The 13,115-nt window shown below is 63.9% G+C and carries 15 protein-coding genes; 3 read left to right on the top strand and 12 right to left on the bottom strand.

Going from position 1 to position 13,115, the window contains the following annotated elements; all coding sequences use genetic code 11:
- Positions 1-129: 129 nt before the first annotated feature.
- The 3 genes from A6A05_RS14930 to A6A05_RS14940 are packed head-to-tail and all read right to left on the bottom strand — an operon-like array spanning position 130 to position 2,467.
- Entirely contained in the window at positions 130-549 is a 420-nt protein-coding gene (locus A6A05_RS14930) for an acyl-CoA thioesterase (protein ID WP_068502950.1), read from the bottom strand.
- Complete coding sequence (locus A6A05_RS14935; protein WP_172822289.1) at positions 546-1,127, bottom strand: RloB family protein; 582 nt, start codon at positions 1,125-1,127, stop codon at positions 546-548. Before A6A05_RS14935 ends, A6A05_RS14930 begins: the two co-directional genes overlap by 4 nt.
- Positions 1,128-1,186: 59 nt before the next feature.
- Positions 1,187-2,467 carry an AAA family ATPase gene (locus A6A05_RS14940; RefSeq protein WP_068502956.1) on the bottom strand — a complete coding sequence of 427 codons (1,281 nt, stop codon included), beginning with the start codon at positions 2,465-2,467 and terminating at the stop codon, positions 1,187-1,189.
- A 177-nt stretch (positions 2,468-2,644) separates the two neighbouring features.
- On the opposite strand from A6A05_RS14940, the gene parE reads away from it, so the two are divergent.
- Both parE and A6A05_RS14950 read left to right on the top strand, forming a co-directional pair.
- Entirely contained in the window at positions 2,645-4,636 is a 1,992-nt protein-coding gene (parE, locus tag A6A05_RS14945) for a DNA topoisomerase IV subunit B (protein ID WP_216635815.1), read from the top strand.
- On the top strand, positions 4,633-5,097 hold the full coding sequence (locus A6A05_RS14950; protein ID WP_082910995.1) for an FKBP-type peptidyl-prolyl cis-trans isomerase: 465 nt from the start codon (positions 4,633-4,635) through the stop codon (positions 5,095-5,097). Before parE ends, A6A05_RS14950 begins: the two co-directional genes overlap by 4 nt.
- Before the next feature lie 32 nt (positions 5,098-5,129).
- Here A6A05_RS14950 and A6A05_RS14955 read toward each other — a convergent pair whose 3' ends face one another.
- A complete protein-coding gene (locus A6A05_RS14955; RefSeq protein ID WP_068502962.1) occupies positions 5,130-5,339 on the bottom strand; it encodes a hypothetical protein in 210 nt (69 codons plus the stop codon).
- 194 nt (positions 5,340-5,533) lie between these two features.
- Positions 5,534-5,857: a Grx4 family monothiol glutaredoxin gene (gene grxD / locus A6A05_RS14960; RefSeq protein ID WP_068503252.1), complete on the bottom strand. Its 324-nt coding sequence runs from the start codon at positions 5,855-5,857 to the stop codon at positions 5,534-5,536.
- A 174-nt stretch (positions 5,858-6,031) separates the two neighbouring features.
- Here grxD and A6A05_RS14965 point away from each other — a divergent pair, with 174 nt between their 5' ends.
- Complete coding sequence (locus tag A6A05_RS14965) at positions 6,032-7,090, top strand: hypothetical protein (protein WP_068502965.1); 1,059 nt, start codon at positions 6,032-6,034, stop codon at positions 7,088-7,090.
- 111 nt (positions 7,091-7,201) lie between these two features.
- Here A6A05_RS14965 and A6A05_RS14970 read toward each other — a convergent pair whose 3' ends face one another.
- The 7 genes from A6A05_RS14970 to A6A05_RS15000 all read right to left on the bottom strand — a co-directional run bounded on the left by A6A05_RS14970 (position 7,202) and on the right by A6A05_RS15000 (position 12,950).
- Complete coding sequence (locus A6A05_RS14970) at positions 7,202-7,459, bottom strand: BolA family protein (RefSeq protein WP_068502968.1); 258 nt, start codon at positions 7,457-7,459, stop codon at positions 7,202-7,204.
- Between the two features lie 68 nt (positions 7,460-7,527).
- The gene (rarD, locus tag A6A05_RS14975; RefSeq protein WP_068503253.1) at positions 7,528-8,379 is read right to left on the bottom strand and encodes an EamA family transporter RarD; all 852 of its coding nucleotides are present in this window, start codon (positions 8,377-8,379) and stop codon (positions 7,528-7,530) included.
- A 63-nt stretch (positions 8,380-8,442) separates the two neighbouring features.
- Positions 8,443-9,147 (bottom strand): ABC transporter ATP-binding protein, encoded by a 705-nt coding sequence (locus A6A05_RS14980; protein WP_068502970.1) that lies wholly within the window; start codon positions 9,145-9,147, stop codon positions 8,443-8,445.
- Positions 9,147-9,908 (bottom strand): ABC transporter ATP-binding protein, encoded by a 762-nt coding sequence (locus tag A6A05_RS14985; RefSeq protein ID WP_068502973.1) that lies wholly within the window; start codon positions 9,906-9,908, stop codon positions 9,147-9,149. The genes A6A05_RS14980 and A6A05_RS14985 overlap by 1 nt, the downstream gene beginning before the upstream one ends.
- Complete coding sequence (locus A6A05_RS14990) at positions 9,905-10,849, bottom strand: branched-chain amino acid ABC transporter permease (RefSeq protein WP_068503256.1); 945 nt, start codon at positions 10,847-10,849, stop codon at positions 9,905-9,907. The genes A6A05_RS14985 and A6A05_RS14990 overlap by 4 nt, the downstream gene beginning before the upstream one ends.
- A gap of 5 nt (positions 10,850-10,854) precedes the next feature.
- Positions 10,855-11,730, bottom strand: coding sequence for a branched-chain amino acid ABC transporter permease (locus A6A05_RS14995; protein ID WP_068502974.1), 876 nt, complete (start codon positions 11,728-11,730; stop codon positions 10,855-10,857).
- A gap of 65 nt (positions 11,731-11,795) precedes the next feature.
- On the bottom strand, positions 11,796-12,950 hold the full coding sequence (locus A6A05_RS15000; RefSeq protein ID WP_068502977.1) for an ABC transporter substrate-binding protein: 1,155 nt from the start codon (positions 12,948-12,950) through the stop codon (positions 11,796-11,798).
- Between the last annotated feature and the right edge of the window lie 165 nt (positions 12,951-13,115).

Consider the following 13,115-nt stretch of genomic DNA (forward strand, 5'->3'; position numbering starts at 1 on the left):
TCTATGGTCTGTTTCAACAACGACCACTTTGGCGCATTGCGACGCCGGTGAGCAGGGGCCGTCCACCCCATCATTGCGGGCGCGGCCAAGCCGCCGGAGGCGGCGCCCGGCGAGGGCTTGAAAGAACAATCATTCCTCGGGCGGCACCAGGCGCTTCGAGCGGTCCTCGTTGATGGCGACGAAGGTGAAGCTGGCGCTGGTCACCTTGATCTGCTCGGCCTCGCCCCAGCGTCGCCGCACCCAGGCCTCGACCCGCACGGCGATCGAGGATTTGCCGACCTTGACGACCTCGGTATAGCACGACACCTCGTCGCCGACGAACACCGCCTCGTGGAAGGTCATGGCCTCGACGGCGACGGTGACCACCAGCCCCTTGGCGCGGTGGAAGGCGTGGGTGCCGCCGGCCAGGTCCATCTGGGCCAGCAGCCAGCCGCCGAAGATCACCCCTTGCGGATTGGTGTCGGCCGGCATGGCGACGGTGCGAATCGACAGGCGCCCGCGGGGCGCATTGGCGTTCTCGATGCTTTGCGGAATGGGGGTCATGGTCATTTCTTCTTCTTGTCGAGTGACGCCGAGCGCCGAATGGCGCGGGTCAGGAGATGAACCGTGGTGGAAGGCGGACCGAAGGGGGTGCGTTCCGTCTCGCGAGCCTGCAATTGAGTTTCCGCTCTTCGCTCGGCCACGTCGAGAGACTTCATCAGACTCGCGCAGTCGGGGAGCTTCCCACTTTTGGCATCGTATTCTGGGGACAAGGCGGCCAAATGGCGCTGTACAGCGTGGCGCCCGTCGGGGCGGTGAAAGTCCTGATAATGCAGGATCAGCCAAACCTCGAAGCATGGAGTAGAGCGGGCGATGCCGACCTTGGCCTTTTCGCAAAGCTTCAGGGCTTGGTCGAAATAAGGGTGGTCGTCGCGGTCGAAGACGGCCCAGATCTGGTCGCCGGGCTGGAATGAGCCTTTGTCGGTGTGGCGGGCTCGCACCTCGGCACTGGCGCGCTCGGCGATGGTCAGCGGCGTCCCTGCCGCTCGGATCACCTGAATGTCGAGGACCACGCAATCGCAATGCCGTTCCAGCGCTTTGAAGTAGGCGGGCTCGGTGTTCTTGCCCTCGCAGAACAGGATGAACACCCGTTTGGGGTCTCGACTTGGTGGCTTGCGCCGCAGGTCGGGCAGCCGTCGGACCATGCCTAGACGATCCGGGCCAGCAGGCTGCGCGCATCGCCGGCGTAAGGAATGGCGCCGAAGCGGCCTTTCAGGTAGCCCTTCTCGAAATTGTCGCCGGTTCGGGTGCGGAAATCGGAAAGGGGATAGAGATGGGTGGCGCCCCCCTCGTCCTTTTCCGTGAACCAGACCTGGTCTCGGCGCAGGAACGGCGCCCGCAAAAGGTTGGTGTCGTGGGTCGTCGCCACGATCTGTGCCCCCTTGGGATTGGTTGCGCGGTCGGAAAAAAGCGCCAAAATCGCCTCGGCGGCTTTGGTGTGAAGGTTGGCGTTGATCTCATCGACCACCAGCAAAGAGCCGCTGTCCAGCGCCCGGAAGATCGCGTCCATCAGCACGACGAGCCTGCGGGTTCCGTCGCTTTCGTCCATCGGCGAGAAGCGAACCGGTGTGCCGTCGGTGGCTTGGTGGATGAAGGACACCAGGTTGACATTCGGAATTACACTTAGGGCAGGTTCCGGCTGCGCCCCTGCAAGATCGGCAATGGCTGTGACAACGGCCTTCAGTTTGGCTTGGTCGTCGTCACTCAGTGCCTCCTTTTTGGTTTCAATATCGATAATTCCCGTGCCGATGTCGCTCAGGAAGGCGACGATGCGCCGATCAGGTGCCTGCAGGGCGTAGTGGCTGTTGAACTCCCGGGCATTGACTCGGACGTTCGTGTCGAATGACCAGGATTGCACGGCGCTCCACAATGGGGTCAGGTCCGCGTGATCGTTCTGCGCTGCCGCCGACAGGAACAGGCTGTTCTTGCGGGTCAAGTCGGCGATCACCCGGTTGCGCCCCTTCAAGGCCCGGCCGAAGGTGAAGACCTGATCGTTGCGTTCGAACAGCATCTGTCGGCGCCCGGCAGGGAAGGCGTAGAGCCATTCCGCCACGAAGGCGTCGTTGCTGGCCTCGAAGCCGTAATGATGGCGAACGCCATCGACGATCAGGTCGGCATCCATCCGGGTCGGACGCTGCTCGGCCTCGGCGGTCAGGCGGAAGGCCGCCCGCCCAATGACTTTCCCCGGCTCGGACTCGCGGTGGGAATTAAGTACGGCGTCCCGGAAGAAGCGTAACGCCCTGACGATGTTGCTCTTGCCCGAGGCATTGGCACCATAAAGGACGGCCGCCGGAAGCAAGGGGGGCGCGTTGGTCCGGAGGGGTGGGATCAGTCCCGCCGACTCGTCCTTCAGGGAAGACGCGGCCAGAGAAAGTTCCTGCGGCTCATTGATGGACAGATGATTGGTGATTCCAAAGCGAATCAGCATGATTCTTCCTGCCGCAAATGCCTGCGATCTGCAATTTATGGACTGAATGGGCGGAATTCCAGCAAAAATGTGGAATAAAATGCAATTGCCTGAGGGCGTCACTATATCTTGTGGCGCACTTCCGGCATCCTACAGCATCCGCTTGCGCCGCCCTCATGCTTTCCTATAATGCCCGCCATGTCCGATCTGTTCCAGCCATTGGCCCCCAAGGGGGTCGACTATTCCGCCAAGGATATCGAGGTCCTTGAAGGCCTTGAACCCGTGCGCCGTCGCCCCGGCATGTATATCGGCGGCACCGACGAGCGAGCGCTGCACCATCTGGTCGCCGAGGTGCTGGACAATTCCATGGACGAGGCGGTGGCCGGCCATGCCAGCTGGATCGAGCTGGAGCTCGATACCGCCGGCAACGCCACCATCCGCGACAATGGCCGCGGCATCCCGGTCGATCCGCACCCCAAATATCCCGACAAGAGCGCGCTGGAAGTGATCCTGACCACGCTGCATTCGGGCGGCAAGTTCGGCGGCGACGCCTATAAGGTGTCGGGCGGCCTGCACGGCGTTGGCGTGTCGGTGGTCAACGCCCTGTCCGACCGGCTGGTGGTCGAAGTGGCGCGCGAGCGCAAGCTTTACCGCCAGGAATTCAGCCGGGGCGTCGCCCAGGGCGGGCTGGTCGAGGTCGGCGCGGTGCAGAACCGGCGCGGCACCACCGTCACCTTCCATCCCGATCCCGAAATCTTCGGCGACCGCGCCTTCTTGAAGGCGCGCATCCTTTACCGCATGGCCCGTTCCAAGGCCTATCTGTTCCGCGGCGTGCAGATACGCTGGAAGTGCGATCCGACCCTGCTGGACGATACCGACGAGATTCCGGCGGAAGATACCCTGCATTTCCCCAACGGCCTGTCCGACTTCCTGGACAGCGTGCTGAACAAGCGCCCGCTGCTGACGCGCGGCTTCTTCGCCGGCATCGCGCCTTTGGCCGACGATATGGGGCAGGTGGAATGGGCGGTGGCCTGGCCCGACGATGACGAGGACGGCTTCACCAACACCTATTGCAACACCGTGCCGACCCCCGACGGCGGCACCCACGAGGCGGGCCTGCGCAACGCCCTGACCCGGGGCCTGCGTTCCTATGGCGAGTTGCTGGCCAACAAGAAGGGGGCCGCCGTCACCAGCGAGGACGTGATGGGCGGCGCCTGCGTGCTGGTCAGCCTGTTCCTCAAGGATCCGCAATTCCAGGGCCAGACCAAGGACAAGCTGGTCAGCACCGAGGCCACCCGTCTGGTCGAGAATGCCATCAAGGACCATTTCGACCACTGGCTGTCGGGCGACCCGGAATCCGGCAAGGCCTTGCTGGCCCGGATCATCGAGCGGGCGGAAGAACGCCAGCGCAAGAAACTGGCCAAGGAGACCACCCGCAAGACCCCGACCAAGCGGCTTAGGCTGCCCGGCAAGCTGGCCGATTGCTCGCGCCAGGTGGCGGTCGGCACCGAACTGTTCCTGGTCGAGGGCGATTCGGCCGGCGGCTCGGCCAAGTCGGGCCGCAACCGCGAGATTCAGGCGATCCTGCCGCTTCGGGGCAAGATCTTGAACGTTGCTTCGGCGACCACCGACAAAATGCGGCAGAACCAGGAACTCAAGGATCTGATCGAGGCGCTGGGCTGCGGCGCCCGCGACTCCTATGACGATGAAAAGCTGCGCTACGAGCGGGTCATCATCATGACCGACGCCGACGTCGATGGCGCCCATATCGCCAGCCTGCTGATGACCTTCTTCTACCAGGAAATGCCCGACCTGATCAGGAACGGCCATCTGTTCCTGGCGATGCCGCCGCTGTACCGCCTGGCCCACGGCCAGTTGGTGGTCTATGCCCGCGACGACGCCCACAAGGAAGAGCTGCTGAAGACCACCTTCGCCGGCAAGAAGAACATCGAGATCAGCCGATTCAAGGGCCTGGGCGAAATGCCGCCGGCGCAATTGAAGGAAACCACCATGGATCCCAAGCGCCGGACCTTGATCCGCGTCACCTTGCCGTCGGGCCGCACCGAGGAAGATCGCGAAGAGGCCAAGGATGTTGCCCATCTGGTCGAGACCCTGATGGGCCGCAAGCCTGAACTGCGCTTCCACTACATCCAGAAGCACGCCCGCTTCGTGCAGGACCTCGACCTGTGAGCGCCCGCATCCAGCCCGGCCAGGTGGTCACCCTGGCCTATTCGGTGCGCGGCAGCGACGGCCACATGGTGGACGAGGGACGCGACCCGCTGGTCTATGTGCATGGCGGCCACGACGCCATCTTCCCCCGCATCGAGGAGGCGCTGGAGGGCAAGGTGGTGGGCGACACCCTGACCATCCGCTTGTCGCCCGAGGACGCGTTCGGCGATTACGATGCTGGCTTGGTGACCCTGGTCGATCTGGCCGAATTGCCGGCCGACGCCGAGCCGGGCATGCAGATCGAGGCGACGCCCACCGACGGCGGCGAATCGGTTCTTTACACCGTCACCGAGATCGCCGAGGGCAAGGCGGTGCTGGACGGCAACCATCCGCTGGCCGGCATGGACCTGCTGTTTTCCTGCGAGGTCAAGGCGATCCGCCCGGCGACCGAGGACGAAAAAAAGGCCGGCCACATTTCGTAGGCCGGCCGTCTTTTTCTTGAAGATGTCAGGCGTTAGTGCACCTTGGCGTTGGCCTTGGACAGGAAGCACAGGCAGCCATCGTCATCCTTGCGGCAGGTGTTGACGAAGCCCTCGCACTGGCAGAAGGCGTTGAAACCGTGAATGTCGTTGCGCGCCTTGTTGGCGTCGGCGGCGGAAATCATGCCCTTTTCGACCGCCTTGTGGACCGGGACGAAATCCTTGCATTCATGACAGCTCGACATGGTCAGACCCCCGATACGAATTGACATGCTGTCATCGTAGGGCGTGCAAGCTGTGCGCGGAACACCCCAAGGGTGGGCCAACCGCCCGCCCAGAAGAACCAACCCATCCCTCTATTCCTTTGGAATCAACGCAAAAAAGCCACCCCGCAGGGTGGCTTTTCGCATTTCAAGGCGGGTAGGAAGGTCCGAAAACCCTACATCAGGCCCTTGTCGGTCAGCAGCGCCTTCAGCTCGCCGTTGGCCGCCATCTCGCGCACGATGTCGCAGCCGCCGACGAACTCGCCCTTGACGTAAAGCTGCGGCAGGGTCGGCCAGTTGGTGTACTGCTTGATGCCCTCGCGCAAGGAGGAATCGACCAGGATGTCGATGCCCTTGAACTTGACGCCCAGTTCCGACAGGACCTGGACCACGGCGGCGGAAAAGCCGCATTGCGGGAACATCGGGGTGCCCTTCATGTAGAGAACGATGTCGTTCTCGGCCAAGTCCTGCTGGATACGCTCGAAAACCGGATTGCTCATGGACATAACCCTGCTTGCTGGGGATTAAGGCGGATTGCGGTGAATGTAGGATGGGCCTGGGTGATATGCAACCGCCAAGCTGGGCTTTTTCCCGGTCGCACAGGTTGTAAAAATAAATGAATCAAGCCCGTAAATGGGGCGTAGTGCCGGGATCGGGAAGAGGTTCCGGGGGGGATGATGACGCAGTTGATGTCGTGGGTGTCGCCGGCCTTGACGGCGATGATGCCATTGTTCGTGCTGGCGTGCGGCATGTTGCTGCCGACCTATCTGTCGCGGGTCAAGCAAAGCGAGCTGGAGCGCCTTGCCACCAGTTATGCCGGCATCGAGCGGGCGCGGGGCTTTCAGTCGGCGCAGCAGATGGCCGACCGCTTCTCGGTGACGCATTTCATCATTCCGGTGGCCTTCACCACCTTCCAGGTTTCGATCCTGTCGTTCCTGACCTTCTACGGCGCGCGAATCGACCCGCTGGCCAAGGATTTCATCCTGGGCGGCGCCGATATCGTCAAGGGCGATTACCAGAATTACGCGATGCTGACCTTGTGCACGGTGTCGTTCGCCTTTCTGGGCGCCTTCATCTGGATGATCCAGAACCTGGTGACCCGCATCGTGTCGCGCAACATCAACCCGGCCACCTTCTACGCCATGAGCGTCAACATCTTGCTGGCCACCACCCTGGCGGCGGTGCTGCACCACATCTATCACGGCGGCCTGGACGAGGTGATGGGGCTGCCCAGCGCGTCGGACAAGCCGTCCTTGCTGATCGTGATGGCCTTCCTGACCGGCATGGCGCCGGACATCATGCTGGACAAGCTGCGCCGCGGCCTGAAGTTCTTCCGCTCCGAAGGCGAGGCGCCCAGCATGCCACTGACCACCATCCAGGGCATTTCCAGCTTCACCGCGTTCCGCTTGAAGGAAATGGGCCTGGACGGCGTGCAGAACCTGGCCCAGACCAATCCGGTCGAGCTTTATATGATGACGCCGGCCTCGATCCAGACCTGCCTGGATTGGGTCGGCCAGGCGCAGCTGCAGCTGTCCTTTCCCGACAAGGCGGCGGCGCTGGGGCCGCTGGGGGTGCGGACCATGCTGGACTTCCACGCCATGGATGATGCCATCCTGGCCGGCCTGACCGGCTGGAGCGCCGAGCAGGTGGCCAACGCCAAGCGCCGGGTGGACCAGACGCCGTCTTTCGCCAGCCTCAAGGAGCTGAACGCGCTGTTGGTGGGGGCGGCATAGAGCGTTTTCACGCCAAGCGTGAACACGCGACTAGCCAGAGCGGCGCCTGAGCGGCCCGGCACGGGCCAAACATAAGACTCTAGACCGGTTTCCGCTCGGGCGGAAAACGGTTCATTCCTTGGCCCAGTCCGGCGCGGTTTCGGGGGTGGCGGTCTGCAGGGCCAGGGCGTGCAGATCGCCGCCCATCATGCCCTTCAACGAGGCATAGACCATCTGGTGCTGCTGCACACGGCTTTTGCCGGCGAAGGCCGAACTGACCACCAGGGCCGAATAATGGTCGCCGTCGCCGCGCAGGTCCTCGATGATCACCTTGGCGTCGGGAAAGGCTTCCTTGATCATCTTTTCGATCACACCGGCTTCCATGGGCATGGGCTTTGCTCCTTGATTTCGCGATTGCTGCAAGTATGGGGGCTTGGCGCGTCGGCGCAACCCCTGCTTTAGCGCTTTGGCCAGGAATATAGGGCCAGGGCGGCCCAGATCACCGGGAAGGCGACGGCGTGGGCCATGGTGAAAGCTTCTCCCAGCACCAGCACCGCCATCAACATCTGCACCGTGGGATTGATGTAGAACAGCATCCCCAGGGTCGACAGGCGCAGGCGCCTGGCCCCGACGGCGAACAGCACCAGCGGGATGGCGGTGATCGGACCGGCCAGGGCCAGAAGGCCGATGGTCCGGGCATCGGCCTGGGGCGCCTCGCCGCCGCCGATCCAGGCCAGATAGGCTAGCGCGGGCAGCACCATCCATCCGGTCTCGACCGCTAGGCCGGCCAGGGCCGGCACATTGATGGTTTTGCGCAGCAGCCCATAGAACGCCATGCTGAAGGCCAGGACCAACGCCACCCAGGGAATGCCGGTCCCGTGCGCCACCAGCCAGCCGACGCCCAACGCGGCCAGCCCGACCGCCACCGACTGGCGCGCCGACAGGCGTTCGCCCAGGGCCAGGCGGGCCAGCAGGATCGACACCAGCGGATAGATGAAATAGCCCAGGCTGGCTTCCAAGGCCCGGCCGTTGGCCGAGGCCCAGATGAAGCCGCCCCAATTGGCACCGATGGCCAGGGCCGAGGCGGCCAGTCCCAGCGCGTGGCGCGGATTGCCAAGGATGGCCCTTATGTCGGCCAGGCGTCGCCACAAGACCAGCACCAGGACCGAGAACAAGGTGGTGCCGATGGCCCGGTGCGCCATGATCTCGGCGGCCGGCAGGCTGCCCAGCGCATGGAAATAGACGCCGAACACGCCCCAGCTGACGAATGCCAGCAAGACGGCCATGATGCCAAGGCGGGTCTGGTCCATGATCACGGATCTGCCGAACAACCGAGCCGGCAGTGTAGGAGCCGGGACCAGCCCAAGGAAGCCCTAAAGTCCCAGATAGGCTTCCTTGATCCGTTCGTCAGCCAGCAGGGTCTTGCCGGAATCGCTCATCACCACCGATCCGGTCTCCAGCACATAGCCGCGATCGGCGATGGCCAGGGCGGCATAGGCGTTCTGCTCGACCAGGAAGATGGTGGTGCCCGCTTCCTTCAAGGCGACCACGGCGTCGAAAATTTCCTGCACCAGCAATGGGGCCAGGCCCATGCTGGGCTCGTCCAGCAGCAACAGGCGCGGGTGGCTCATCAGGGCGCGGGCGATGGCCAGCATCTGTTGCTGGCCGCCCGACAGCGTGCCGGCCGGCAGTTCCCGCTTCTTGAACAGGATCGGGAACATGTCGTACATGCGCTTCATGTCTGCTTCGACGTCGTCGCCTTTGCGGCGATAGGCACCCAGGCGCAGATTGTCTTCGACCGACATCGGGCCGAACACCTGGCGGCCTTCCGGCACCTGGGCGATGCCCAACGCCACGCGGGCGTCGGCCGGCATGCGGGTGATGTCCTTGCCGTCGAACTTGATGGTTCCGGCGGTCAGGGGCTGCACCCCCGAGATGCCGCGCAGCAAGGTGGTCTTGCCGGCCCCGTTGGCGCCGACCAAGGCGACCAGTTCGCCTTCGCGGACCTCGACATCGATGCCGCGCAGCGCCTGGATGCGGCCGTAATGACTGGTGATCCCGGAAATTTCGAGCAGCATCACGCATGGGCTCCCAAATAGGCGGCGACGACATCCGGATTGGCCCGAACCTCGGCCGGCGTGCCCTCGGCCAGCTTGCGGCCGTAATCGATGGCCAGGATGGCGTCGGAAATGCCCATGACCATCTTCATGTCGTGTTCGACCAGCACCACGGTCACGCCGGTCTGGGCGACCTTCTTGATGACCTCGTCGATCTCGCGGCTTTCGGTGGCGTTCAGGCCGGCGGCCGGCTCGTCCAGCAGCAAAAGGCGGGGCTTGGCCGCCAGGGCCCGGGCGATTTCCAGCCGCTTCAAGGCGCCATAGGGCATCTGGGCGGCGTCGGCGGTCACGTACTTGGCCAGGCCGACGAACTCCATCAGCGATGCGCAATAGTCGCGGCACTCGCGGTCCTTGCGGATGACCGACGGCAGCCGCAGGAAGGACGGCAGGAAGCGGCGGTTCAGATGCAGATGGTGGCCGACCATGACGTTCTCGATGGCCGGCATGTTGAAGAAGATCTGCAGGTTCTGGAAGGTCCGGCTCATGCCCATGGCCGCCAGCTCGTAAGGCTTCTTGCCGGCGATGTCCTTATCGTCGAACAAGATCTTGCCGCAAGACGGCGTGTAGACGGCGGTGATCAGGTTGAACAAAGTGGTCTTGCCGGCGCCGTTCGGCCCGATGATCGAATGGATGGTACCGGGGTTGATGGTGAAGGACAGGTCCTCGATGGCGTGGATTCCGCCGAACTCCTTGGACAGACCTTCGACTTTCAGCAAGCTCATCGTGCGGCCCCCCGCTTGCGGAATTGGCTGACCACGGCCGGCAGCAGACCCTTGGGCAGGAAGATCATCATGCCCATCATGATGCCGCCCAGGACCATGGCCTCGTAATCCTCGACGAAGGTCAGGACCTGCGGCAGCAGGGTCAGGATCACCGCGCCGATGACCGACCCGAAGGTCGAGGCCATGCCGCCCAGCACCACCATCACCACGAACTCGACCGAGCGGAAGAAGCTGCCGATATCGGGGGTGATGAAGCCGTCCTTGTGGGCGAACAACGAGCCCACCAGGCTGGCGAACACCGCCGAGACCACGAACACCATCACCTTGTAGGACGAGGTATCGACGCCGACCACCTCGGCGCCGACCTCGGAGCCGTGCACGGCGCGCAGCGCGCGGCCGACCGGGCTGTCGATCAGGTTCAAGGACAGCCACACCGTCAGCACCAGCAGGCCGGCCGCCGCCCAGTACCACATGCGGTCGCCCATCATGGTGAAGCCCATCAGGCTGAAGGGATCGACGCTCATGCCGTCGGGGCCGCCGGTGATCCGCGCCTCGGTCTTCAGCACGATGTGGATGATGATGCCGATGCCCAGCGTGGCCATGGCCAGGTAATGGCCCTTCAGCTTCAGGATCGGCCGGCCGACCAGATAGGCCAGCAGCCCGACCGCAGCGGCCGAGATCAGCATGGCCGGCAGGGGAGCGACCTTGTAGGTCGAGGTCAGGATCGCCGAGCCATAGGCGCCCAGCGCGAAGAAGCCGGCATGGCCCAGGCTGATCTGACCGGCATAGCCGATCAGCAGGTTCAGCCCGACGCAGACCACCGCGTTGAACAAGGCCTTGACGGCGACGTCGTAGAAATAGGCGTTGGGGAAACCCAGCGGGGCGAGGGCGAGGATGGTCGCCAGCGCCGCCAGGCCGCCGATGCGCGCGGTTTTCCACATGATGATCACACCCGGTCAGTGCCCTTCTTGCCGAACAGGCCGTTCGGCAGGAAGAACAGGACGAACAGAATGATGACGAAGGCTACCGCGTCCTTGTAGGCGGACGACAGGTAACCCGAGGCCAAGGCCTCGGCGATGCCGACGACCAGGCCGCCGACGATGGCGCCCAGGCCGTTGCCCAGCCCGCCCAGCACGGCGGCCGAGAAGCCCTTCAGGCCCAGCATGATGCCGGCTTCGTAATTGGTGAAGGTGATCGGCGTCACCACGATGCCGCCGACCGCGCCCAGCAGGGCCGACAGCGCGAAGCTGACCATCAGCACCTTCTTGACGCCGATGCCCATCAGTTGGGCGGCCAGGCGGTTGAACGAGGTGGCCAGCATCGCCTTGCCGAACAGGGTGCGGTTGAAGAACCACCACAGCGCCACGATCACCAGGACCGAGATGCCGACCACCCAGATGCTTTGCGGCATCAAGGTCGCGCCGGCGACGTTGATCGGGGTCTCGCCCGAGAAGGCCGGCAGCGAGTGGAATTCCTTGTCCCACACCACCTGGGCCAGGCCGCGCAGGAAGATCGAGGCGCCGATGGTGATGATGATGATGGTCACCACGTCGGAATTGCGCGCCGGCTCGATGGCGAATTTTTCCAGGGCCACGCCGACCATCATGGTCACCACCACAGCCAGCGCGATGGCCAGCGGCAGCGGCAGACCGGCCGCGACCATCATCGAGGTCGCCATGCCGCCGATCATGATGAACTCGCCCTGGGCGAAATTGATCACGTGGCTGGCGTTGTAGATGATGGCGAAGCCCAGTCCGGCCAGGGCGTAGATGGCGCCCGACGTCAGACCCGCGAACAGGTATTGCAGCAATTCGGCAAACATGGAGCCCCCAGGGGTTGGCGGTGGCGGGGAGCCGCGATCGGCCCCCCGCTCTTAACCAGGTCTGGTCAGTCGGCCAGGACCCAATCGCCCTTCTTGACTTCGACCATGCGGAAGGCCGACAGCGACAGGCCCATATGGTCTTCCGGCGACATCGACACCAGGCCGCCGGTGCCGACATAGCCCGAGGTCTTCTCGATCTCGGCGCGGACCTTTTCCTTGTCGGTCGAGCCGGCGCGCAGGATCGCGGCCAGGGCGATCTGCAGGCCGTCATAGGCATGGCCGGCGAAGGTCGAGACGTCGGACTTGAAGGCCGCCTCGTATTCCTTCTTGAAGGCGGTCACGACCGGCTTCTGCGGGTCGGTGGCGCCCAGCTGTTCGGCCACCACCAGACCGGCGGCCGGCAGGCGGATACCCTCGGCGGCCTCGCCCGCCAGCTTGATGAAGTCCTTCGAGGCGACACCGTGCGACTGGTACAGCGGAACGCTCATGCCCAGCTGCTTGAAGTTCTTGGTGACGATCGCGGGACCCTGGCCGAAGCCGAAATTGAACACGGCCTGAACGCCGGCGGTGTTCTTGATCTTGGTCAGCTGGGCGGTGACGTCGGGATCCTTGGGCGAATAGACCTCGTCGGCGACGATCTGGATGCCGTAGATCGGCGCGACCTTCAGCGACTGGTCATGGCCCGACTTGCCGAAGCCGGCATCTTCCGAGATCATCGCGACCTTGGAAATGCCCTTCTTCTTCATGTCCAGGAACACCTTCTCGGCCGCCATGCGGTCGGTGTGCGGGGTCTTGAACACCCACTTCTTGACCGGGTCGATAATGTCGATGCCGCCGGCCAGCGAGATGAACGGCACACCGGCCGGTTCGACCACCTTGATGGCCGCCATCGAGGTGCCGGTGGTGGTGCCGCCGATGATGATATCGACATTGTCGTTCTGGATCAGGCGCTTGGCGAAGGTCACCGCCTTGTCGGGGGCGCCGGCATCGTCATAGTGGATCAACTCCACCTTCTTGCCCCGGACGCCGCCATCCTTGTTCAGGCGGTCGACGTACATTTCCAGGGTCTTCTTTTCCGGTTCACCCAGGAACGAGGCCGGGCCGGTCACCGAAAGGAACGCGCCGATCTTGATGGTGTCGGCCGCCTGGGCAGTGCCGGCGAAGGTGCCGGCCGCAAAGACGGCACACGCCGCCACACCCCACTTGACGAGGCTACGCATTGGATTTCCTCCCTCATACTTATGTCCGCGGCTTATATCCGCCGCGTGACAAGATTAACGCTATTGTGCCCCAGGGCAACGACTTCTGCCAACCTTTTTTTGGTAATCCGGTACCGAATTGCCGTGCGGTCGCGGGGCGGGCTTTTTTCGCGCTCTCCCGTTCGT

Origin of the sequence: Magnetospirillum moscoviense, from assembly GCF_001650635.1 — a bacterium.
In the GTDB taxonomy this organism is placed as follows: Bacteria; Pseudomonadota; Alphaproteobacteria; order Rhodospirillales; family Magnetospirillaceae; genus Magnetospirillum; species Magnetospirillum moscoviense.